This is a genomic window from Thermaurantimonas sp. (genome assembly GCF_046299575.1).
GTDB lineage: Bacteria > Bacteroidota > Bacteroidia > Flavobacteriales > Schleiferiaceae > Thermaurantimonas.
This window is the reverse complement of sequence record NZ_JBKBHX010000002.1, coordinates 13,206-36,492: the sequence shown is the minus strand read 5'-3', so window position 1 is coordinate 36,492 and position 23,287 is coordinate 13,206. Positions and strand designations below refer to the sequence as shown.

Genomic DNA, 23,287 nt, shown 5'->3' with positions numbered 1-23,287 from the left:
AGTTTAAAATCTAAAGGTTACACCATAGAGCAACTGGCGAGGTGGCAAATAGCGAGCAGGATTTCGGGGATCAAGTCCACGTTCCTGCGGACCGTTGTATTCCGGACGTGGGTCGCGCCAATCGTTGGGTACATCATCGCCATATTCATAAGCTCTTCCAGTCACAGGATTGATGATTTGAGCGTTTTTGTTGTTTAGCGCGTTGCGCATTTCAATTGAAAATGTAAAACCGGTATTTCGTTTTATGAAATAATCGTAGCTGATTTTAAGGTCCACATTATGCCAGGGTGTGGCAAGGCGTGCCAAAAATTTATCATTTTCAGGCATAAAGAGCGGTCGCTCTACACCTGGTCTAACTTCAAGCCCTCCTACGCGTTTCATTGGCGTGTATCTGAAACCACTGGTGTATTGATAAATAGCAAAAGCTCTGAATCCTGTAATCTTTCGGCCAAAGACTCTGAATGTAGAATCGGGATTAAACATTACGCCCACATTGATGTTCCAGGGCCTGTCGAATGCGAGAAACTGCTCACGGCTAAGCTGTACTTCGCCGTTTTGAGCGATTTGCAGGGCCGATTCACGCGCGGAGTTTGACTTACCACGCGCTACTTGATATGCCACATTACCAAAGAAATTGTAATGTGTATAGAGGCGATAATTGAAACCAAATTCTACACCAGCGATACGCGCATAGTCTTGATTGATAAACATGGTGCGCGTCACAAAACGCCCTGTCGGATCGCGTGTAATTACTGAGCGCGATACGATATAGTCGAAGCGATTGTTGTTAAAAGCTGTTAGCGTAAAGCCAAAATCCTTGTTGACCTTCGTTTTGATGCCTACTTCGTAGCTCACGTTGATCTCAGGGTCGATGTCAGGATTTCCTAAATTGGCCAGAAAAGATCTGTTTTGATATACCGGGTCGAGACCTGCGTACACAAATCGCGGATGAGGCATGCGCATGCTGTGACCGTAGTTGAAATAAAGCACATTGTTTTCAGTCACTGGAAATGAAACATTGATGCGTGGCATGAGCCGGGCTTTCCAGCGAAGCCCAAGCAATTTTGTTGTTTTATCCAAATAATCCTGACGCACTTGATTGATTACAGGACTGGCTGGATTTTCTACAGCTTCATCGGCAAAGCGTCCCATTGCCCAATAGTTAAGTCGAAGACCTAAAGTTGCTTGAATGCCTTTGTAAGTGATTTTGTCTTCAACAAACAGGCCTCCGTTATGGGGTTTTACCGACCAAATATCGTTTGAAGAACCGATGCTAATTGATGGAGTAAAAGTGCTGTCGTTGATCTTAATAGGCGCACCTACCCAGGGTCTGAGTACATCTACCCACTGATATTCGTTTGCTGAATGCTGGAAACCAAACGAAATAAAATTCACGTTGTCATTGGGATTGTAGGTAAACTTGGTGCGAATGGAATACTCCTGTGCATAGTGATCGTGCCAGATTGGGCTTATACCTCCGTTATTTACTAGTCCATTACCCGGCAAAACATAATATGTACCTGAAGGATCGCCTGGATTAAAAATTTCAACAGGGTCAGTAGTTATATGATCTTCATCAAAAATTTGATCCACGGTCTGCGTTCTGAAGGGGCGACCATTGGCATCAGCCCTCAGATTTGTAAAAAGCCTACCCAATGAAATATTAACTCCTAACTTTTTAGTAATCAAATGATTGATATTAATAGCATTCAAAATAGACTTGTGTGTGTAAGTGGTGGCATTGTCTAAGTTCTGACTGCGAGCGTATTGAAATCCCGGAACCAGGATGGCATCAAAACCTACAATCTGAAGCATGCGCGTATTTTGATTGATGGACAAGCTGAATTGATTAGTAAAGGTGATCTTGGTACCTGGCTTAAGCTGGTATGCAAGCTTCAGGGTATGAATGTGCGTATTGGAATAACGCGGGGCAAGCAGCTTGGACTGATCCGGTAAAAGCGATGAAATCAGTTGATTAGCCGTGGGACCGAAATATTCGTCGGTAAGGCGTGTAGTTAGGTTATTAAAGAGGGTCAGTTTTTTCTTAGTACCGGGAATAGGAGCAGCAAAAGTGACTTCGACAATATCTGTGTTAAAGGATGTTGGATTTTTACTATTTATCAAATAATCGCGCTGCCAGTTGCCTGAAATTTCAAATTTGTCTCCTCCTTCACGAATGGTCGTCGATATTACCCCCGATGAACCTCCGCCATATTCTGCACCTGCGCCACCGGTAATGAGGTTTAAACTATTGATGGCACTGGAGCTCACTTCGACACCAAAACCAGTGCCTGCCAGGGGGTCTTGGGCAGAAACTCCGTCGATGATGTATTCGGTCTCATACACACGGGCACCTCTGATTTGCAGACCATCCTGAGTTTTAACTACCCCAGCCTGCATAGCGACAAGCTCTTGAACGTTGCGCACGTTCATCTGCGAAATCTCTTCGAATTTAAAAGTTACCTCACTTTTCGCACTTTCGAGGTTCACCGTACTCTTGCGGCCTACTACGGTTACTTCGTTGAGTGATTCGGTTTGAGGCCGAAGGGCCACATTCAACGTCTTTGTCTCGCCCGGCTTGATGGTAATATCAGTTAGAATTTGCGTAGTATACCCGATATACTGTACGCGCACTACATAATCACCTGCCTTGATGTTTGGGATTATAAACATTCCGTTCACATCTGTAGATGCCCCCATGTAAGTACCTACGATAATTACGCTGGCACCAATTAATTCTTCACCATTGGTGGCATCGGTTACTTTTCCTTTAAGAGCACCGGTACCTGATTTGGGCTGGGCAAATGAAAGCAGTGCAAATACTAAACAGAGCGCGGTAAAAAATGCCTTTCGATTACCAGTTGAAATCATTGTTAATGATTTGATGGAGTAACACTTGTAAGTTGGTGCCGTCCTGAGCAAAGTGGTGTAGGTTTATGCCAAAAAATACCTGTTGCACATTTCCCTGGCCGTTTTTCCGGCGTACACCTACCAGGTTGTCGCCTTGCCAGCCTTGTAAGCGTGTAATTTGAGCGCGGTAAAAAGGTTCTGAGTCAGGTGATCGCACTATCGGAACCAGTCCAGTTAGTACAAACTGAGGTTTCATAGCAGGATATTGTTGAGGAGTACCTTGTACCGAAAAAATTGTACTGTCAGGCGTTAGTCGAGCCTGACCTCCTGAAATTACAAGCCCATCAATAGGATATGCAATAGAAAATGCACTTATGTCAGCATTGGCAGTAAGGGTCGTGGTGATAAGAGATTTACCTCCAATATTGTTGTACTCAGCCATAGCTGGAGCCATGAATACAAGCAGTGAAGCTGACTGACCGTTTATAGGGTTCTGATAGTTTGTCGGGTCAGTAAAAACAAAGACTTTCTGATACTGTGAAATGATGTGACGAAAAGTAGGATTCCAAAATTTCGGACGATACTTTCCCTGATTTCGAATTAGATCAATGTAATCATACCCGTTTGGCGTTATCTGGTTAAAAATCGGCCTGTAAATATCCCAGATGTTGGAAGGCTGCCCACCGAGAATAAGAAAGTCTTTTGAGGCAGGTACCATCACAAAGACATTCGACGTATCCAATTGGCTAACCGAATTGGCAATATCAAATGCCCTGATATAAAGCACATTAGGTTGATTGTAATGAATTTTATCCAAACCAGTGGAAAGCGGTGTCCGCTGGTTGTCTATAAAAACATCAGCCTGATGTGTACCAGATTGAAAGGGTTTCTTTAAAACTACGGTAAACAAATTCGAATTTCTCGGAATCTCAATCCATTGGCCGTCATTGGCTCGTATTTCCACTTTCGTTATGGTATTGTCGCCATCTGCATCGGTGGCTCTCCATCTGAAAGTAGCTGCTACGATCGCTGTATCAGCAGGCAAAGCTAATTTATCGAATAAAGCCACTGGTGGTGTATTTCGCAGTGGTATTTTCAAATAAGCCGGATTTGGGTCTTTAGCTCCCAGGTTATCGATTGCGCGAATCCAAAAGTTGATGTCATCAGTGTCTTTGCCAGCAGCTATCGAAAATCGGAAAACGCTGTCAGTACGAGTTGTGTAAAACCAGTTTTGATTGTCGATGCTAAATTCATAACCTATTACATATCCATCGGCATCTGTACCAATCCAAGAAAGAAACACAGTGGAGTTCAGCCTATTTTCTCCTACTCTATTTATTTCGTCGAGAAAAAGCTGTGTTTTAGGAGGTTGATTTTCTGTAAAACTTCCTCTTTTACAAGTAGTAAGCCCGACGAGTATAGCTGAGAGATACAACAGACTTCTGGAGCGCATATGTTTTAATTTATTAAAGCAAAGGCCGGCTGTCTGGCCGGCCTTTGTCTAAATCATTATTGTATTACAAGCTTAGAGTTTGAAATTATAGAACCCTTATTAGAGGTAAGAGTGACTATGTAAAGGCCGGGTTTGAAGCTTGTAATGTCATATGTATTAACTTCAAACGGGCGAAGCTCGATGCGCTTTACAACTCTACCTTGTACATCGGAAATCGTTACGGTAGCATTTTCTGAAAGCGAAGAGGTAATATTCAAAACATCCTTCGCCGGATTCGGATAAATAGCTACACGTACATTTTCGAACTCCTTGGTATTCAGAGGAGATTTCGGACGGTTTGTCACAGGCAACATCGGGAAGTTTGCACCGGTGAAGTCATCGTTAGCTCTTGGGTGCAGCTTGTAGTTTGAGAAGCTGAAGAATACGATTCCCTGCACGGCATTAAAGGTCATTGTATCGCTTGTTACTATTGGTGGAACGTTCATCGTACCATCAACGGTAGCATACATGGTATCGGTCACAAGCTGTACCCAAAGTGAGCTGAAAGCAGTACTGCTCTGACGACCGGCATGTACTCTGAAGGAGTTGTTCTGTGTAATATTTCCAGCCTGAGTACCAATTCTGTATTCCCCGAAAGTAAGTTTTGGTTCTGTAATTCGGATCTTCTGACCCTGAGTAGGATGCTGGAAGCGAACAAGCATACCTTCGTATTTCTCCATATTAAGAGGCTGAAGTGTAGCGCTGTCCGAAGGATTGAGAATAACAGGTTGTACGGCAGTGCTGTCGAGTATGCCGGTTTTTTGCACATTGACCACTTGAAGGCGGGTGTAGTTGAAAAACTCTTCAACCACTCCCGTTACTACAACTTCTTCATGTCTGAAGAGATCAAACAAGCCCACACCTACGCACCAAATGCCGGCCCATTCGTTGTAGTTGGGATCCTGAATATACACATATCCCAGGTCTTGATCTTTGGCAGTAGCAGTTACAATTCCCTTCACGGTAACCTGGCGTCCTACGTATGGCGAAGCACCACCATCTAAAACATATTGAATGTCAGGGATCACCATTCCGGCAGGTCGTACTGTATAGTGGAACACCCGCGGTTCATTGTTAAAAGTACCGACAGGTTGACGAGCTATGTTGCCTTGATTGTCAATTGCTCTGATGTAGTATCTTACAACAGTATTGAGCGGCTGAGGGGGCAGAGTTACCTCATATTCATCAGTAGTACCGGGCTTAAGGGTTGCTGTTATTGAGTCAAACTGGGCAACTGGAGTTGAGAGATTAGTGCTGTAGAATACTTTGGCGTTCGCCACAGTGCCGTCAGGATCATTAGCAGTGAAAGTAATTTTTACACTCTGAGTCGGATTAGGCACGGGAGGTATTCTCTGAATGTCGCTGATAACGGGAGGAGTAGCTCCAAGCACATAGTGTGTTGAGTCGAATGGGTTGAGCTCGTAACCACGACCATTCAGGCCGGTACATCCATTGGCTGAGTGCAAAATGATGCCTCTAATCTTCTGATAAAAAGCTCCAACTACAGGGGGCTGAAATTTACCTGTACCCGGTCCACCGTTAATAGTTGCGTATGGAGAGTTTGGGTTTGTAACCTGATATGTTGGAAGTTTCTGTGCAATGAACCGGTCTGAGATATTAATTCTGTTTCCGTTGCCATCTACCACGTCAAAGCTCACGCGAGTACCATTTGAGAAATAATCAACGCTTACAACAGTTACATTCTGAATTTCAACAAAAGCACCTTCCCACTGCTCTCCCGTTGTGAGCTGGTTCACTCGGTTATTGTCATTGAGCTGGCCAACACTGACGACCACAGGCTGTGGTACCGGAGCATTTGACGATATCAAATTGATGTGGCTAAATTGCTGAGGCTCAATTTGTGTTTGATGATTGAAATTTTTCACTATTCCTATCACCTCCACCACATCTCCAGCTACTACCTGCCATGCCACGGGATGCGGAATCAACTGATTGCCGCTCGGATACCACCCAGCTACCTCCACTGCCTTGAATGGACCCATCTGACCGGCAGCAGCAGTGTCTACAATGTACATAAATGGTCTGAAACCACCTTGCACTGCAGATGATGGCACTTCTACTCTACCACCGTCTACAATCACAATTCCACGTGTGCGAATAAGCTGATTCTCATACTGAGAAGAGTCAACGCAATTAGCCAAATTCGTTGGCGAAACATACTGAATGTTCTGAATGCTCACATATGGCACTGTGGTTTGTGCACCCACATTAAATGCCAGAGCGAGAGTCAAGAAAAAAGAATAAATGTGTTTCATAAGAATGAACGATTTATTTAATTATTACGAAATTTCCAGTGTATCGCTTATTGGTCTCAAGATCTTCAACTGTATAAAGATAGAGACCTCTTGAAATTATTTGCGTATTTTTCGAAAGCAAATCCCAGGCATGTTCGCCACCGCTGAAGCGGTTTCTGTCCGGATTTTCTGCAGCAAACGACCTAAACCAACGGATATCACTGCCATTGTAATTTTCGTCGTGTAAAATTTCATCAATTAAATCCCCCACAGGATTGTAAATGGAGATTTTACAACGTTTTGGTAAGTTAGCAAAGTAAATTTTTCGAGTTTCTTCCTGAAAATTGCTGATGCCCTCCCATGAGCTACCATAGTAATAAGGATTTGGATACACAAAGGGCTCATTTTCTTTCATATTTTCATTTGCCGGCATCCCCGGAAAAACCCTGAACTGATTCGCCAGTCGCGAGGACTCCAGTTTTTCCAAATTGAGGGACTGGTCTCCTCGGTCGAAAGCTGTAACCGAAACCGCATATTGCCAACCATTTAGCAGATTATCAATCGTGTATTTAAAGTGGTATTCTATTGTATCACCATCAAATTTAACGGGTGTTGTTAAGCGAATTCTATCAAGACCCACGTCGTTGCCGACGCCATTTATTATGTCATATTCACCAACCAATACAAAAGCTGAAGCTATGTCTTGAACACTCACCACATCAAAGCCTGGCTTTGTCAAATAAATTCTAAAGCCTTCAAAGTCCATTTCTTGAAGTATCGGGTCAATGCTATATAAGCTGTTGTCAGACCAATAGATATCAATTTTGCCATTTGAAGGCTCTAGACGTGTTCGGGGAATATCTGGTGGGGCTGGTAAAATGAAACGAGTAATTTTTCCGTCGCCATCCTTGTCTTCTCCTGGGTCCAGTATACCATTGAAATTTTTATCCTCTCCGTTATACGCCACTTGCACCCAATTCGCATTAGTAATCAAATTTTTGCGTTGAACTTCGCTGTTCACAGAATTTGGATTACCATCTTCAAACTTCTTTGCAACTACATAAGCAAAAGCAACTATGATTTCATCGCCTGGTAGAAAATCGTTAAAAGGACCCACACTTACAATATCAGAGCGGTTTCCACTCTTATTTAGCTCGGCTTGTAAGTTCACACCCAATGTAGATTGACAGGCCGACGAAGTAGGTTCATTCCAACACGGATGGTGATTTAGACCGGCAGTCATTTTGTTGTATCTCAACTCATCGCTGGTAGGGAAGAAGAAAATAGGGTTACTAGAATTGTTAAATTGCCAGGCGTTGTAGTGAGCTTTAAAATTTTCCTTGACCCATTGCCCTGTTTTTTTATTGAAAGTACTATCAAGCAGAAAATGATGAAATCCAAACTTATCCTCAGCTCCTAAAAATTTTTGACCTATGTAGCTTTCGGTAAAGCCCACATCGCCGGTAGCATCGTAGCAGTAAGCCAAGCCTAGCGAATCCATATAACCATTGCCTCCTTGGCTGTAAAATACACTACCTCCAGCACCAGCTGGAGTTACTTTTACATTGCGTACTACAGTATTATTCCACAGAGCCACATAAAGGCTGTCGAAAGCAGCATTTCCAATATTTTTTATTTTGTAATTTACAATGACAAAAAAGTCTGAAAACGAATAGTTCCAGTTGTATGTCTCTTGGGTCACTTGAATATTCATCGGAAATTGGTGTCCGGTAATGGGTATTGAAGTACCAGGCACCGTCTGACTCACATCGTTAAAAACAGCAATGAAATCTTGATGTGAAACTGCTGAAGGAGAATAAAAGCGCGAATCGGTCAGAGCAGATCGCTCTTGCATGGGTGGCGCGCCTACAGGAATGGTAAATTCAAAACCTGCTCTACCCGGAGCATATCCTTGAGGTGCATCGAGTGCAGAGGTGCTTACAAGAATACTACCATCGCCACGACGCACTCCTCCTACCCAAATACCTCCCTCAAAGAGATGTTCGATTCCGCTACCCGCAGGATATTCGCAACTCTGCCTACCGGTACCATCTCTATATCCTCTGAATGCATTGCCAAAGGTACCAGCATTGGTCACCGTAAGTCTAACATTGCTTGCTGTAGTGACTCGTTCTTCAAACTGTTGAGAGCGAGCACTGATAATCAATAAAGTTGCAAAAATGGAATATCCGAATCGGAGCTTCATTATTAATATACGATTATTTTTCTGCTGGTACTATGGCCGGAATCAGAAACATTTACGATATACATGCCTTTTGCTAAAGGCAAGTTGAGCTTAAACTCACTTTCTAAAACTCCAATTTTTGATCGGTACACTATTTTGCCCGTCATGTCAGTGACTGAGACGTCAATGTTTTCAGGATATAATCCGTCAAGTAAAAATTTTAATTGCCCATCTGAGTAACTAACATTCCACTTCCATTTTTTGTGTGCAAATTCAGATATGCTGAGGTTGCTGCGCATTACAGTCACGTCCAAATAGACTGGCAGGTGATCAGAATTTTCGTATAAGGCTGTCAAAACTGCTGGTGGTACACTGGTATTTGGTACTGGATTAGTTGAAGTAATAAAGTTTTTAAATCTCAGGCCGTCATTTCCAGGAATTTTATAAGAATTTGGTACATATTTCATACCCTTCGATTCATTGCGGATGGGGTCGGTAATTAAGATCATATCGTAGCGGTCGTCGAGCCCACCGCCCACAAAGCAATTGTTATTAGTTTGATTAAGTCGAGTAGATTGTGTATGCAAAAAAGCATAAGTAGAATTATTAAACCAGGTACCAAGGGAATTTAAAGGGTCGTAAAAGCGAATGTTTTGATTGGGGTGATTGATGAGAGCCTGAAATCCAGGTTCGGTAGAAGCGTTCATATTAAAGTCGCCCATTATTAAAATATTCGCCTGACCAATATTGTTGTTGATGTGATTCATTACAGCTTCTAAGGCGTATTGACGCTGGGTGATGTCAGCTTGAGTACTTCCAGCTTTTAAATGTAATCCGATACATGTAAAAAAGACGGTATCAACTCCAGGTTGACCGAGGTTAGGATGTTTGTAGTAAAATGTATAAAAGTCTATACCTCTTGTAATGTTCTGATTGTTGCTGCCCGTAGTTAATAAAAATTGGGATTTCAGTTCAACTTTACTTGAGTTGTAAAAACATGCATTAACAATATTTGAGTTGTTACTTCTTGTAAAATTGGCTCGTTTGTAATGTGTCAATCCTCTGTTCAGAAAGATATTTTGATGAAAAGTAACAAGCGGTCCATCAAAAGCACCAGGATTAACCCCCATTTCTTGAACGATAAATATATCTGGTTTTACATGGTCGAAGATCGTGGCTATGTAATTATCTTTATTATTCGGATTGTTTGTCGTATTGTTACATTGTTCAAAATTAACTCTGTAATAAAGGAGATTGTAGGTCATTATCCGGATCGTGTCGTACGACTGAGCACGAACTGAGAGAGTAATAATGAACAGGAGTAGATGTAAATATCTAATCATTGAATTACTTTGTCTGCAAAGGTAGATTTTTTTGTTTTAATAAACTGTTACTAAACAAAAAAGCCGTGGGTTTACCACGGCATATTTATTTTCAATTAAGAATCTTAAAACTCCCACAAATCGTTTTCGAAGTTTCTCAGTTTCTCTCTTATTTGCTGACCTTCAAGCAGTTGCTCCAATGTTGATTTTCTCTTATAGTCTGCTATAGATCGATCATACACATTTTCCTCTTTGTAAATTACAGAGGTAAAAAATCTGAGATGAAACACTTGGTCGAAGGTAAGGCGCTGCATATTGTTACCACGATTGAACGCAGTATTAGTTGCCAAAGCATATCGCGCATCTGGAAACCAAACCCAAAACAATGGGTAAATATCCTTAGTCCTTGGATTTTTTACCACCGGGGCAATTGCAATGATTCTATTTTTAAGTTCGCCACGTTGCTTGTCGAAATACCAATCAGACTTAATGTAATAGGCGATAACGTCTTTACTTTTAATCTCAATGGTATCTATCAGGTCGATCTTAGAGGGATCGTCTGGGTTAAAAATGGTGTCAATTGTTTTAACATAACGGCTTACCTCTTCGGCAGTGTAAGGAATCTCAAATCGATCGTCGCCAAATACATCGACGATTGTAGCCTCCTTTAAAATGCCATCAATTAATACGTTGAACAGAGATTTTCTGTCAGGAAGCGGAGTTTCAGGGTAGTAAAGATGGAAGTTTGCTTTTTCCTTGAGATCTATTCGCTCCCAGTGACGTGTACTCCACATCAGATCAGCTTCTCTTAAATAAGGATATTCAAACACCTTATTGTTGTTGTGAAAGCGAGTAGCAGCAGGGATGATACCGTCGTCCTGCGGGGTAAGCACCTGAGCACTGAGTGTAACAACAGATGCTAGGGATACAACAAGGAAAATTCTATTTTTCATGTTTATTGAATGTCAATAGATATCGGAGATATGTTGGTTACCTGAAAATCTTTGGGGCCGATAGCGCGGATATTGCGAATCGTGATGCTCGAACCTGGCTTCAGAGTTTCAATCTTCTTGCGCGTAGCATCGTCAAATCTGTCGCCTCTAATTTGCTGAGGTGGAAATCCGGGTACAACAACTTCAAATGATACGACTTTCAATGATAGGTCAAACACAAAGTCTTCAAAAACAGCTTGAATTTCAGCATTTTTTACAGCGTTAGCTGAGAAAAGACCACCCTTTCTGTTATAAATCATTCCTGAAGCCTGAGGCAAACCTTTGATGCGGAATTTCTTTTCACCGGCTTTTCTGGTTCCTTCGTCGGTTTTTACATACACTTCATAGGTAGCTGTGGTACCCTCTAATTTGGTGATATCAACGGTGTAAGTACCATCTGTTTTTTTGGTGAGGCCTGGACCTCTCACCTCTACTTTTGAGGGATCCACACCGGGCACACCTACTTCCAACGGATTATCCACACCGCGGTAAAGTACATTCATTGCTGTAGGTGATATAACAACTGACGAAGGAGCAACGGTATATTTTTGGGTTGGGATTTCGTATTCTTTTTCTTCACCATTTTGGCGAATTACAATCTTACCTGAATAAGATTTTTCACCTACAGAAGACGCGCTTACGCGGTATTTTGCAATCCCGTTGCTGATCATTGAAGGATCAAGCTTTTGCCCGTTTATATATACATCGGGCTTTTGGGTAGCATCAAAAGCCGCTAAGAAAATTTCAGCTTCGTACGTTTCGCCTTGCGTCAAGTAAAGGGCATTTGGCTTTACTACGGCATAAACGTCAGTAAACTTCAAATCCGCTTTACCTATGTTGCTTTGTAAATGAGAAATGATATCAGCCTCAGCATTTCGCACATTTGCTTGAATACCGGTTAAGAAAGGAAGTACGGCTGCAAGTGGATAGTGCTCAAATGTGGCGTTTTCCCATTCTACTTGAACATCTCCAACTTTTTGCTTGCCGGTATTGAAGTTTGCATCGAGCATCGAAATCAAAGAAGGATTGTCAGACACATAGGTCTTCATATCTTCTCTGAATTTCTCGAGTTTGGCTCTAAGTTCTTTTGCCTTTCCTGCTCCACCTACTGAAGGATCATTGAGAAGATAGTTGGCTACCTTTTCTCTGTTGTCCAGGCCTTTTGGTTTACCGGATTTTTCATCTATTCCACCAGTAATTTCAACAAGTTCTTTCTTAATGCCTTCGATGTAGTTATAAACTTCGGTTGATTTCTCTTTTACCTCATAAGCCATGTCTCTCCATTTACCGGCCTTTTCAGGATTTTCGGCAGCTGCTTTATCAAAAGCTTCGTAAATAAAGCCGAGCTTCTTCTCTACTGTCATTACAGTAGAAGCGAGGTCTTCATTGAGTTTGGTAAGTGCGTCAAGTATATCTTTAGATATATTTAGTGCAAGAAGTGCCGTGAGCACTAAATACATCATGTTAATCATTCGTTGCCTTGGACTAAGTTTACCTTGTGCCATCTTTTAATTCTTAATAAAAGAAAGATTAATTTTTGGTTATTGTCTGCTCACTCCCATCGCAGAGAGCATTCCACCATATACTTTATTCAGAGCTGCCATGTTTGTCACGAGTTCGTTCAGCTCATATGAAAGTTTTTCGGTGTTTTCAATGCTGTTGCCAAGTTTTTCTATCAGAGCATTTTGAAGTTCCATTTGGCTGGCAGTGCCTTCGAGTTGAACAGCATACAAAGCGTTAAGACTTTCCATATGCTTAGCAGCTAGAGTGATTTGCTCACTGTATTTCTGAGTGCCAGCAGCGGCATCTATTGTTTCATTAAGCTTAGAGGCAGCGTCGCCAAATTTTCTGAGGCCGTCACCCAGGCTGCGGATAAGTTCCTCATCGATGTTAGCCTCCTTTAGCATCATATCGAGCTCTTGAGTCAAGCTAGTTGATTGTTGAACCAATGAGTTTGAATTTTTTGAATCCAGATCTTCGACACCTGCAAGTTCGGGATAAACGAGTGTCCAGTCATATTCAGGAGCGGGCTTTTCAAATGCTGAGAAGAAGAAGATCACGGCTTCAGTAGATAGACCTGCTATGAGCATAATGTCAGCACCTGTCCAGTGCAGAATCTTAAACATTGCACCTAAGATTACAACGGCTGCACCAAAACCGTAAAGTTTTGCCAAGAAGTTTTTAAACTTTTTACCATTTACATCGATGAGTGGCATGTTTGATTTAGATTAGAGTTAAACAATAGGATTGACTTGTTGGTTAAAAATCTTTAATATCTCTACCGAGGAACGATTGAACACAACGGAATCCGACATAAGACTTGGCGGTATCCTGGTATTCGAAGTCGCGTGTACTCACTTGCAGATAATAGGCTACATCCTTCCAAGAACCACCGCGTATTACTTTCCGCTTCAAAGTCTCATCATCACGTTCGCTGGCATTGTACTGAAAATCAGGACTAATGTCACTTACATAGTAATATGAGGCCGCATCAAAAGCCGTTGAAGTCCATTCGGCCACATTTCCGGCCATGTTAAATAAGTTATAGCCATTAGGATTATAAGCAGTCACTTTTACCGGATAGAAACCACCGTCGGCCGTCAGATTACCGCGCATGGGCTTGAAGTTGGCCAAATAGCAACCTGATGAGTTGATGGCATAAGGACCACCCCAAGGATATGTCATATTGTTGATACCACCTCTGGCAGCATACTCCCATTCAGCTTCAGTGGGCAGGCGGAATTCTTTTTCCTTTGGTTCACCTATGGAAACGAGGTAATCGTTTCTGTACTTGGTTCTCCAATTACAGAAGGCGCGAGCTTGCTTCCAAGTGATTCCCACTACTGGGTAGTCGTCATAAGCAGGATGATAGAAATAATCGTCATGCATGTGCTCATTAAAAGAGTAGGCAAAATCGTGAATCCAGCAGAGTGTATCGGGATAGACATTGATAATTGACTGCTCAAAGAAAGAAGACCTGTCTGATTCTTCTTTGGTGTCTTTAATGTAATCGCGGTATGAAAACTTTTTACCGTCGTTGTCGTCGTCAAAATAATCGAAAATCACTCGGTTTGACTTTTGAGCAGCTTTTTGCTTGTTTATCCAAAAGAATACGTAATTGAGTTGACGAGCATCGATTATTCGCTCACCCATAAAACGCTCTTCGGGAGGCAAATACATCGACTCGATGATTTGTGTGTATTCCTCACTTGGATATTTGCGAACATCCCAGATCAATTTAGGCTCCCAATTTAAGGTGCGCTTCATAGAATCCGGATAGTTGGCATTCATGTATTCGTCAAAAAATGTCGGCCTTTTTACGTTATCGGGAGTGATAAACTCATATCCTTGAACGTTTTCATTCTCAGCAAGGCGATATCTGAGGATGGAGTCTCTCACCCACTCTACAAACTGACGGTATTCATTGTTGGTAATTTCAGTTTGATCCATCCAAAAGGCAGGTACTGAAACTGTTTTGGTAGGGCTAATTTGTGCATAAGGCACATCCTGATCAGAATTGCCCATATTAAACGAACCTTGTCTAATGAAGACCATTCCATATGGCTCTGAAGGATACCATCTTGGTCTATCTTTTACGCCTACAAGCTCACCGTGGTCTGAACTCCTGCAAGAGCTCAGTACAACGCCAGCCAAAAATAGCCATGAGGCAACTCTTGTCATATTGTGGTTTATTTGACGATTGTATTGTAGTTTTTTAGTCATTCGTTTTAACGATGATTTCAGGTATTTATTTCAGGCCGCTATATTACAAAAATCTAACATTTCTATAACTGCCAATTTCTCTCGGAGGAATTGTGATCTTAAAGCAGTATCTCAAAAAGATTTCATGGCTACCAGATGATACTCTGCGAATCGAAGAAGTAGTAAGGTCATATGAATACCCAACAGCTAACGAGGGAAGCACTTGCGCACCGGCAATAAGTGCAATGGCATCGACAAATCGATAAGATAAGCCTCCCCAGAATTTCTCGTTGTAATAGGCCATCACGTTAAGGTCAGCCTGAAGTTTTGTGAAATCATATTTTATAAAAGTACCTGGCACAAAAACCCAATTGGTGCCTTCAAAAGTAAAGTTGTATCCAAAGTTTCCTAAAAGTGTACGACGACCTCTAAACTTCACAACCCCACCTGTGCCATTTTGCAAATCGGTTTCTGCCTCGAGCAGTCGGGTGGATGCAAGTCCTGCACTAAACTTTGTTCCTTCATAATAAATACCAAACGAGATATCGGGTGATAGACCACTCGAAGCAGGAGCACCAATCGATCCATCACTTACCCAGAGGTTGCCGCTCGGAGTAATCCAATCAGCATTGCCGATTGACTTGTTTACCAAATCTACTCGCAGACCAATACCTAATCTGCCTTCAGCACGCTCGATATGGTACGAATAGGACAAACCAAAATTTATATCGTCAAAAAAACCGATTTGATCTCTGTAAAGTCTTAGACCTAAGCCTCCATGTAAAAAATTGATAGGCGACTCAAGCACACCGCTTAATGTAACAGGGGCACCATCGAAACCAACCCACTGACTTCTGTTAAAAACAGTAGCACAAATGGCGGGTGACATTCCAGTATGAGCAGGATTATAGAAAGTACGATTAAACATAAATTGCGTAAACTGAATCTCCTGCTGGGCAAATGTGAATTTTGTAAGGAAAAAAATAAAAAATAGGACCGAAAATTTCTTCATGCGCCCAAGTTATGTAATCGCTTTAAGTTTTGGCTAATTTATGACTTTTTTAATTTTCCAAAAGGGAAATTTTAATTTTCCGATTTTCTCAGGAAATCAGCGCATTTTTCTGCATGGCTTTCCACCATCGCAGTGGTATTTCCTGGTTCACGGCATTGTTGTAATCTTCCTCATCACAGGGTATTAAAAGGTGTCTTTCGATGTTCTTATCCAGAGGATTATTTAAGGGAATTTCCATCCACCATCTACCTGTTCTAGGATTTTTGTAAAAAACAATTGTATAATCTCCTTCTTCAATTATCACTGTAAATTTTAAAAAATCTTTTTTCGAACAGATAGGATAATCCCCCTTTCTCAAAAAATACCCTTCAATGAAATACCATAACATTTGTGCCGCTAATGAGGCTGAAATGGCGTGATGATCAAAAGCAGGATTGTATCCAAACAACCCGATAGCCGACAACTTATCGCTCAATCCGGCATAACGCATGATGGAGCATGCCTCATCACCGGTAAATCCATTGGGCTGTACCTGAGCATGCCCGGGATTATCAGCTGCTTTAACACTAATCATGTCAAAAGAAACAATGTCGGCATTTCGGATGAGCGGCTCAACTCGTTTTACTGGTCTAACGTCTCCCAAACGGTGATAGTCAAAATACATTTTTTCCATCAGCTGCACTTCGTCGGGACTCACTAGATAGCTCTGGTAACCGATGTTTGTGAAATTGTTTAGGAGAAACGGCTGGTTTAAAACAATGTGACTTAGATAGTTTTCGTCATTTACCTCGTTAGTGTGGTTACCAAGATCGAAAAAAGGATCTACGGCACTGATGTTAACGAATTGTTCAGCTTTTTGAAAGCTTTTGTACAACGGATAGAGCAAATCGTTTGAACCACCTATCACTATAGGTATGATCTGTCGCACAATCAACTCTTCACATACATATTGCAAAGCAGCATATGTATCTGTAAGAGTATAACCCTTTTGTATATTTCCGAGATCAACGATTGCATCAGTATTCCATTCGCCAGGAAAGAGCTTGTAATATTGATAGCGAATTTTATCGACACCCGAAGCGCTACCTTTGTTATGTTGCGAGCCTCTGTCTTCAGGCACACCGATTATGGCGAGTCTGGCGTTTTCAAGATCGGGTAATCCTTCGAACTCGCTGTGATATCGAATCAAACTGCCAAGTCGAGTGGGCAGCTGTTCTCTGACTTCATCTACGCAGTAGTCGGGTACCGGATAGAGCAACTCTTTCAATTCCATGTAGCGAGGTTATTATTTGGCTTTCTGGGCTTCGATAATTTGTAAGCACTGTTCAAGGGTAAGGTCTTGCGGATTTGTGCCTTTAGGAATTTTGTAATTGTTTTTGCCTTGTTTAATGTAGGGACCGTAACGTCCTTTTAGCACCTGAATTTCAGGAGTCACACTATCAAATTTTTGGATTATTCCCGAATCGGATGACTTTCGCTTCTCTTCAATCAGTTCAATGGCTTGCTCGAGTGTTACGGTGAGTGGGCTTACTCCTTGGTTGGGATTTAAGGAAATAAAAGAGTCGCCATATCTTAAGTAAGGACCATACTTGCCTACTGCAGCTACAATTTCTTTACCTTCGTATTCTCCTACTTTGCGAGGCAATTCAAAGAGCTTTAAGGCCTCCTCTAATGTAATGGTTTCAATTGACTGATTTTTCAGCAGGCTTGCAAACTGTGGTTTTTCACTGTCGGTATTCTCTCCAATTTGAATCATTGGCCCGTATCGACCTATTTTGGCATATACGATTTTACCTGTTTTTGGGTCGGTGCCGAGAACGCGCTCGCCTTTCACTTTTTCTTTTTTCTCAGATGCCTCCTCCACCGTTGGATGAAAGTGGTTGTAAAAGTTACGGATCATTTCCACCCAGTCTTTCTGACCGCGGGCAATTTCGTCAAATTCTTCTTCGACCTGGGCAGTAAATTGATAGTCAAGGATGTCGTTGAAATTTTCAACCAAAAAATCTGTAACCAAAAAGCCGATATCTGTAGGCAGGAGTTTGTTTTTCTCGGCTCCGGTCACTTCGGTTTCGGTTTTTTCTTTTACAGAACCGTCTTCCCAGGTGAAAATTTTGTAATCTCTGGTTTTACCTTCTAAGACGGGTTTATGAACGTAACCCCTTTTTATAATGGTAGCAATGGTGGGGGCGTAGGTCGATGGACGACCGATGCCAAGCTCCTCGAGTTTCTTGACGAGCGAAGCTTCCGTGTAGCGAGGTGGATGCTTTGTGAATCGTTGAGTAGCCTGAATTTCAAGTGCTTTTACAGAATCACCCCTTTGCACATTTGGCAAAAGGGCTGAATCTTCATCGGTCTCCTCATCATCCGTGCCTTCGATGTAAAGTTTTAAAAATCCATCAAAGCGGATGACTTCACCCTTTGCTTGAAAAAGGAGTTCATCGCCAGGAGCACTGATGGAAATGATAGTTCTATCAATTTGAGCATCCGCCATTTGAGAGGCAACAGCCCGTTTCCAGATGAGTTCGTATAGCTTTTTCTGCTGGGCATCGCTGCCTGCTACTTTCTTGTCGAAATACGTCGGACGTATTGCCTCATGGGCTTCCTGTGCGCCTTTTGACTTGGTCGTATATCGACGCACTTTGGAGTACTCTTCGCCAAACTCGGATTTAATTTGATTTTGTATCGCGGCTAAAGCTTCTTCGCTCAGGTTTACGCTGTCGGTACGCATGTAAGTGATATAACCGTCTTCGTAAAGTTTCTGAGCAAGGGTCATGGTTTGCGATACGGAGAAACCGAGCTTGCGCGATGCTTCCTGCTGAAGTGTAGAAGTAGTAAACGGGGGCGCCGGCGAGCGCGTCGCCGACTTTTTCTCTACATCGGTTATTTGAAAGGGAAATCCCGTAACTTTTTTAAGAAAATCAAGGGCTTGATCCTCTGTATCGAAGCGCTGATTGAGTTCAGCTTTAAAGGTTTTGCCATCAGCACTTTGGAAGATTGCAACTACTCGAAAGTAGGAAGTGGATTGAAATTGATGAATTTCGCGTTCGCGCTCTACGATAAGTCGAACTGCCACCGACTGCACTCTGCCCGCACTGAGTCCACTTTTGATTTTTTTCCATAGCACAGGTGACATTTCGAAGCCCACCAAGCGGTCTAGAATACGTCGCGCCTGTTGTGCGTTTACTAAATTAAGGTCAATTTTTCGGGGATTTTTTATGGAATTTTCGATGGCAGTTTTTGTAATCTCATGAAAAACAATGCGATTGGTTTTCATGGGATCGAGCTTCAGCGTTTCGGCCAAATGCCAAGATATTGCTTCTCCCTCGCGGTCTTCATCGCTAGCCAACCATACAGTTTCGGCTTCTTGGGCTAATTTTTTTAATTTATTGACAATCTCTTTTTTATCGGGAGATATGACGTACTTGGGCTTAAAATTGTTCTCAACATCTACACTCAATCCCTTGGTATCCAGATCTCTGATATGGCCATACGAACTCTCTACTTTGTAATCTTTTCCTAAAAATTTTTCAATGGTTTTTGCCTTTGCAGGCGACTCTACTATGAGTAAATTTTTTGCCATCGGCGGGTAATTTGCTGCAAATTACGTTCAACTACACCATCTAAACCAAAGGATTACTGATAGAATATTCGCCTTAATCACACTTTTTTCACTTTTAACACGATGCTTTCGTATCCTACAATTTTGACGTGATCTCCCTTGAATACAGATGTTGAAGAGTCAGCCAAAACAGCCTTCCAACTTACGCCATCGAGTTTTACATAACCTTCGGGTTGAACGGTATTGATGTCTGTTTCGGCCACAGCTGTGCGACCAATCATAGCCTCTGCATTGGTTTTCAACTGCTTGCCATTGTACATTTTCTTCGCTAATGGTCGCAGATAAATAACTGTGATGATTGAAACTGCAGAAAAAATCAACCAACTGATTTCAGTAGGAGTTCCTAAATAAGAAAAGACCGCCGTAATAAAGCATCCTACAGCCAATGCTGCTGCAAAAAAAGCAGGCGTAAAAATTTCAAGAATCAGTAGCAAAATGCCTGCGATAATCCACCATTGTGTGCCAGTGATGTAATCCATACTTCAAAATTTTTACTGTTGATAGTATTCATAGGCTCCAATGTCGGGCAGTCCTCCATTAGAGCGAAATCGACCTCGTATATCCAAAGGTATGGCAATGGCATCGTTGAAAAAAGCTTGATCAATGACAGGGCTAATTGAATCAATCGAGTAGTTGTTGCTCGGAATATCTCTAAATCTCGGATTGAGATTAAACTTACAATCTTGGAAAAACAAGGGATTGGAAATATCAAATCCCCTCTTTGTTGAGTCATTATCCACTTTGATCAGAGAATTTCTGAAAAAATATGAAAACGTCCCATTGCTCGATGCTGGAGCTCTGTACAGTCCAAGCTCTTGATTGTTTGCACCATATATAATACAGCTCGAAAAATCTGCCTTAAGAATATCGCGCACCTGAATGCGCCGATCGGGGTCTTCAAAAAAGTTGGTGATGGCTACAGCTGGGGTTCCACGTGCACTTTGATTCCAATAATTGGCAAAGGTGGTAAATGTAAAACTGTAGCGACCGCCCAGGGCATAAAAGCAATACAATCCACAGTTTGCCACCACTGTACTTTGAATTTCAGCACTGCCAAACCCTCCAAGTATGCCTACCCGAGAGAAATTAAAAATCCTCGTGTTTTTAATAAAAGTATTTGAATTGGGCGAATCAAGGCTGTCGAGCACAATGCCAATAGTGCCATTTTTAATCAAAGCATTTTGAATCACGTTGTTTTTACTGCCTCCCATTAAGAAAATTCCCCCCAAAGCTCCACCCCATTGCCCGGGAATTTCTTTGTAGAAGGGCTCTAGTCGGTCGCCTTGAAAAATAACGGGATTTTCATACGAACCTGTATTCTGTGGATCAACGAGCAACGTTCCACCATTATACACCCAAATTCCGCTTCCGGAGTGAAAATGCAATTTAGTGCCGGGTAGTATGGTAAGTGTACAAAGACTATCTACCACCCAATACCCATAGATAACATGTGGCTTGTCATTTGGCAAAGTTGTGTTGCAAGGAGCCACAGAGTAGGGAATGCCAAGGCCTGGAATGTATCTGTTCGGAAAGTGAAAATAAGCATCGTTAACAAGACTGACCAGGTGCACATGGCGCACCCTGCCTCCTGACCGAAACTCAATGCTATCTACATATAAAAGCTCAAGGCTGTTAGACAGTGGCGTGATTTCTACAAATATGTAAATGCTGTCGCGAGGACCGATTTCTACATTTTCGACACTTCGGCCGCTAATGCCATTGACATTCAGCCGGTACCATGACTGCTCACCACGTGCCAGTGCGACAGATTCGATGCGTATACCTTCGTTCGAGGTGTTGAAAACCTTCAGTATTCGCGTAGAGGAATTTAATCCGGTAAAAACTGTATCGAGATATAAAGTATCGGCCGAAAATCGCAAATCAAGTCGTGTAGATGTAAATTCAAATTCTTTTCGACAAGACAGAAGTGTGATGACAAGCAACGAAAGTGTAAAAAGTGTTAAAGCTCTTAGACGAATCATTTAGTTCAGAAAATCAGTTGCAAAATAACAAGCGATTTGCCTACTTTTGCAGGCCATTTTCTAAAAGCTTTTTAATCGACATAAAAATGAAAGAAAATATTCATCCGAAAAATTACCGTACAGTGGTGATGAAAGATATGGGCACTGGTGACTATGTGATCACTAAGAGCTGTGCTGAAACTAAAGATACAATTACCATTGACGGCGTAGAATATCCCTTGGTGAAGATGGAAATTTCTTCGTTTTCTCACCCTTACTTCACAGGAAAGATGAAGATCGTAGATACCACAGGTCGTGTAGATAAGTTTCGCAATAAGTACGCAAAATTTCAAAAATAAGAACTTTACTTTTACAAAAGGGGGCTTAAGCCCCCTTTTTTATTTCTGCTGAATGTGCACATCGAGCTGCGGAAATGGAATCGAAATTCCCCGGCGATAGAATTCTTTATACAAGTTTTCCAATAAATCAAAATACGCAGGCCAATATTTGTCCGTATCAACCCAAACGCGAATAATAAATACGATAGCGCTGTCGGCCATACGAAGTAACCTGACCAACGGATCAGGCTCATTGTGAAAGCGTTCATCACTTTTGATTATCTCTGTGATGGTTTGCTTTACAAAATCAATATCACTGCCATAGGCAACAGAAACTTCAAGGTCAAGCCGACGGATAGGATTACGTGTTATGTTGGTCAGACTCGAATTAGCCAATTGCCCGTTGGGTATTACGATCCGGCGATTATCGAAGGTGTGGAGTATCGTATGAAATATTTGAATTTCCTTTACTGTTCCAGCAAAGCCGAGTGCATCAATCACTTCCCCCACTTTAAAAGGTTTTAGCAAAAGAATGATTACCCCTCCAGCTAAATTCGACAAACTTCCCTGCAAGGCCAGACCCACAGCCAGACCAGCCGCACCAAGCACTGCTACAAAAGAGGTGGTCTGAATACCCAAAATTCCAACAACTGCGATGAAAAGCGCAACCTTCAAGACAATGTCGATAATGGTAAGTAAAAACGGGCGAAGAGTTTCATCGACACTGGAGCGTATCATGATCCGCTCAACGGTCTTTACCAGTCGCTTAACCAACCATAGACCAATGATGAGTACGACAAGCGCCTTTAACAGGATCAAGCCGTATTCCACGGCTAATTGTATGTATTTATTGAGTTCAAGATTTTGTTTAAGTGACGAGATGTTTGTGATTTCTTCCATAGACATACGATTTATTGATGACAAAAATTTTAAAGATTGTAAACAAGAACCAAAAAATTAAAAAATTTTCTCGTTGTATAGCTCCGGATACTTGCCTTTTATGTTTTTGTACTGTTCCTGAATTTTTGACATGTCCTTTTCAAAAACCCCACTGGGCTTTAGCACACCCAATACCCCGGCAGTTTTTTTCTCATAATCGGCAAAGCCGAGAGTGATGTTGACACCTGCCTTCATGGCTATGTGATAAAATCCTGTTTTCCAGCGATCAACACGCTTTCGCGTTCCTTCAGCAGGCACCAATATCACCATTTTTGGATTTTTCTTCAGTAGTTCGGCCGCATATTCCACGAGATTGTTTTTCAATCTGCTGCGATCTACGCCAATAGCCCCGGTCCACTTGAAAAACCAGCCCAGGGGCGACTTGGTGTAACTGTCCTTAATGAAGTACTTAAATGGAATTCGCATCTTCCAGAAAGCAAAAAGTGCTATTGGAAAATCCCAATTAGATGTATGTGGCGCTGCTACCATCACTGTGCCGGGAATCATCGATAGATCGATTACCTGTAGTTTCCATCCAAATAGTCTAAAGAAAAAAGATGCCAATAAATACCTCATTGCTTCCAAGAAATTTTGGTGAAAATAAAAAATTTAAGAGAATT

The 23,287-nt window shown here is 41.9% G+C and carries 17 protein-coding genes; 1 reads left to right on the top strand and 16 read right to left on the bottom strand.

Features of this window, described 5'->3' with window-relative positions; translation table 11 throughout:
• Positions 1-3 precede the first annotated feature (3 nt).
• The 14 genes from ACK4EX_RS02640 to ACK4EX_RS02575 all read right to left on the bottom strand — a co-directional run bounded on the left by ACK4EX_RS02640 (position 4) and on the right by ACK4EX_RS02575 (position 21,411).
• On the bottom strand, positions 4-2,871 hold the full coding sequence (locus tag ACK4EX_RS02640) for a TonB-dependent receptor domain-containing protein (RefSeq protein WP_409769446.1): 2,868 nt from the start codon (positions 2,869-2,871) through the stop codon (positions 4-6).
• Positions 2,855-4,303 carry a hypothetical protein gene (locus tag ACK4EX_RS02635; protein ID WP_409769444.1) on the bottom strand — a complete coding sequence of 483 codons (1,449 nt, stop codon included), beginning with the start codon at positions 4,301-4,303 and terminating at the stop codon, positions 2,855-2,857. Before ACK4EX_RS02635 ends, ACK4EX_RS02640 begins: the two co-directional genes overlap by 17 nt.
• A 56-nt stretch (positions 4,304-4,359) precedes the next feature.
• On the bottom strand, positions 4,360-6,618 hold the full coding sequence (locus ACK4EX_RS02630; protein ID WP_409769442.1) for a T9SS type A sorting domain-containing protein: 2,259 nt from the start codon (positions 6,616-6,618) through the stop codon (positions 4,360-4,362).
• Positions 6,619-6,631: 13 nt separating this feature from the next.
• Positions 6,632-8,803 carry a hypothetical protein gene (locus ACK4EX_RS02625; RefSeq protein ID WP_409769441.1) on the bottom strand — a complete coding sequence of 724 codons (2,172 nt, stop codon included), beginning with the start codon at positions 8,801-8,803 and terminating at the stop codon, positions 6,632-6,634.
• Positions 8,804-8,805: 2 nt separating this feature from the next.
• Complete coding sequence (locus ACK4EX_RS02620) at positions 8,806-10,125, bottom strand: T9SS type A sorting domain-containing protein (protein ID WP_409769439.1); 1,320 nt, start codon at positions 10,123-10,125, stop codon at positions 8,806-8,808.
• A 104-nt stretch (positions 10,126-10,229) separates the two neighbouring features.
• Positions 10,230-11,057, bottom strand: a complete 828-nt coding sequence (gene gldN, locus ACK4EX_RS02615) for a gliding motility protein GldN (protein ID WP_409769437.1) — start codon at positions 11,055-11,057, stop codon at positions 10,230-10,232.
• Positions 11,058-11,059: 2 nt separating this feature from the next.
• Positions 11,060-12,601 carry a gliding motility protein GldM gene (gene gldM / locus ACK4EX_RS02610; protein WP_409769435.1) on the bottom strand — a complete coding sequence of 514 codons (1,542 nt, stop codon included), beginning with the start codon at positions 12,599-12,601 and terminating at the stop codon, positions 11,060-11,062.
• 36 nt (positions 12,602-12,637) lie between these two features.
• Entirely contained in the window at positions 12,638-13,312 is a 675-nt protein-coding gene (gldL, locus tag ACK4EX_RS02605) for a gliding motility protein GldL (RefSeq protein WP_409769434.1), read from the bottom strand.
• Positions 13,313-13,355: 43 nt separating this feature from the next.
• Positions 13,356-14,819, bottom strand: a complete 1,464-nt coding sequence (locus ACK4EX_RS02600) for an SUMF1/EgtB/PvdO family nonheme iron enzyme (protein ID WP_409769432.1) — start codon at positions 14,817-14,819, stop codon at positions 13,356-13,358.
• A 43-nt stretch (positions 14,820-14,862) separates the two neighbouring features.
• Entirely contained in the window at positions 14,863-15,810 is a 948-nt protein-coding gene (locus tag ACK4EX_RS02595; RefSeq protein WP_409769430.1) for a type IX secretion system membrane protein PorP/SprF, read from the bottom strand.
• An 88-nt stretch (positions 15,811-15,898) separates the two neighbouring features.
• Positions 15,899-17,083: a formimidoylglutamase gene (locus tag ACK4EX_RS02590; RefSeq protein WP_409769428.1), complete on the bottom strand. Its 1,185-nt coding sequence runs from the start codon at positions 17,081-17,083 to the stop codon at positions 15,899-15,901.
• A 12-nt stretch (positions 17,084-17,095) separates the two neighbouring features.
• Positions 17,096-19,390, bottom strand: coding sequence for a type I DNA topoisomerase (topA, locus tag ACK4EX_RS02585; protein WP_409769426.1), 2,295 nt, complete (start codon positions 19,388-19,390; stop codon positions 17,096-17,098).
• A 77-nt stretch (positions 19,391-19,467) separates the two neighbouring features.
• Positions 19,468-19,908 (bottom strand): NfeD family protein, encoded by a 441-nt coding sequence (locus ACK4EX_RS02580; protein ID WP_124396806.1) that lies wholly within the window; start codon positions 19,906-19,908, stop codon positions 19,468-19,470.
• 12 nt (positions 19,909-19,920) lie between these two features.
• Positions 19,921-21,411 carry a right-handed parallel beta-helix repeat-containing protein gene (locus ACK4EX_RS02575; protein ID WP_124396805.1) on the bottom strand — a complete coding sequence of 497 codons (1,491 nt, stop codon included), beginning with the start codon at positions 21,409-21,411 and terminating at the stop codon, positions 19,921-19,923.
• 86 nt (positions 21,412-21,497) lie between these two features.
• On the opposite strand from ACK4EX_RS02575, the gene ACK4EX_RS02570 reads away from it, so the two are divergent.
• Positions 21,498-21,749 (top strand): type B 50S ribosomal protein L31, encoded by a 252-nt coding sequence (locus ACK4EX_RS02570; protein WP_124396804.1) that lies wholly within the window; start codon positions 21,498-21,500, stop codon positions 21,747-21,749.
• Between the two features lie 39 nt (positions 21,750-21,788).
• Here ACK4EX_RS02570 and ACK4EX_RS02565 read toward each other — a convergent pair whose 3' ends face one another.
• Together ACK4EX_RS02565 and ACK4EX_RS02560 are read right to left on the bottom strand one after the other, a co-directional pair.
• Complete coding sequence (locus ACK4EX_RS02565; protein ID WP_124396803.1) at positions 21,789-22,628, bottom strand: mechanosensitive ion channel family protein; 840 nt, start codon at positions 22,626-22,628, stop codon at positions 21,789-21,791.
• Between the two features lie 57 nt (positions 22,629-22,685).
• Complete coding sequence (locus tag ACK4EX_RS02560) at positions 22,686-23,243, bottom strand: 1-acyl-sn-glycerol-3-phosphate acyltransferase (protein ID WP_409769423.1); 558 nt, start codon at positions 23,241-23,243, stop codon at positions 22,686-22,688.
• Positions 23,244-23,287 lie beyond the last annotated feature (44 nt).

Excerpts from the sequence above, each read along its gene's own strand:
- ACK4EX_RS02640 (WP_409769446.1), bottom strand. The coding sequence starts at position 2,871 with ATGATTTCAACTGGTAATCGAAAGGCATTTTTTACCGCGCTCTGTTTA.
- ACK4EX_RS02635 (WP_409769444.1), bottom strand. The coding sequence starts at position 4,303 with ATGCGCTCCAGAAGTCTGTTGTATCTCTCAGCTATACTCGTCGGGCTT.
- ACK4EX_RS02630 (WP_409769442.1), bottom strand. The coding sequence starts at position 6,618 with ATGAAACACATTTATTCTTTTTTCTTGACTCTCGCTCTGGCATTTAAT.
- ACK4EX_RS02625 (WP_409769441.1), bottom strand. The coding sequence starts at position 8,803 with ATGAAGCTCCGATTCGGATATTCCATTTTTGCAACTTTATTGATTATC.
- ACK4EX_RS02620 (WP_409769439.1), bottom strand. The coding sequence starts at position 10,125 with ATGATTAGATATTTACATCTACTCCTGTTCATTATTACTCTCTCAGTT.
- gldN (WP_409769437.1), bottom strand. The coding sequence starts at position 11,057 with ATGAAAAATAGAATTTTCCTTGTTGTATCCCTAGCATCTGTTGTTACA.
- gldM (WP_409769435.1), bottom strand. The coding sequence starts at position 12,601 with ATGGCACAAGGTAAACTTAGTCCAAGGCAACGAATGATTAACATGATG.
- gldL (WP_409769434.1), bottom strand. The coding sequence starts at position 13,312 with ATGCCACTCATCGATGTAAATGGTAAAAAGTTTAAAAACTTCTTGGCA.
- ACK4EX_RS02600 (WP_409769432.1), bottom strand. The coding sequence starts at position 14,819 with ATGACTAAAAAACTACAATACAATCGTCAAATAAACCACAATATGACA.
- ACK4EX_RS02595 (WP_409769430.1), bottom strand. The coding sequence starts at position 15,810 with ATGAAGAAATTTTCGGTCCTATTTTTTATTTTTTTCCTTACAAAATTC.
- ACK4EX_RS02590 (WP_409769428.1), bottom strand. The coding sequence starts at position 17,083 with ATGGAATTGAAAGAGTTGCTCTATCCGGTACCCGACTACTGCGTAGAT.
- topA (WP_409769426.1), bottom strand. The coding sequence starts at position 19,390 with ATGGCAAAAAATTTACTCATAGTAGAGTCGCCTGCAAAGGCAAAAACC.
- ACK4EX_RS02580 (WP_124396806.1), bottom strand. The coding sequence starts at position 19,908 with ATGGATTACATCACTGGCACACAATGGTGGATTATCGCAGGCATTTTG.
- ACK4EX_RS02575 (WP_124396805.1), bottom strand. The coding sequence starts at position 21,411 with ATGATTCGTCTAAGAGCTTTAACACTTTTTACACTTTCGTTGCTTGTC.
- ACK4EX_RS02570 (WP_124396804.1), top strand. The coding sequence starts at position 21,498 with ATGAAAGAAAATATTCATCCGAAAAATTACCGTACAGTGGTGATGAAA.
- ACK4EX_RS02565 (WP_124396803.1), bottom strand. The coding sequence starts at position 22,628 with ATGGAAGAAATCACAAACATCTCGTCACTTAAACAAAATCTTGAACTC.
- ACK4EX_RS02560 (WP_409769423.1), bottom strand. The coding sequence starts at position 23,243 with ATGAGGTATTTATTGGCATCTTTTTTCTTTAGACTATTTGGATGGAAA.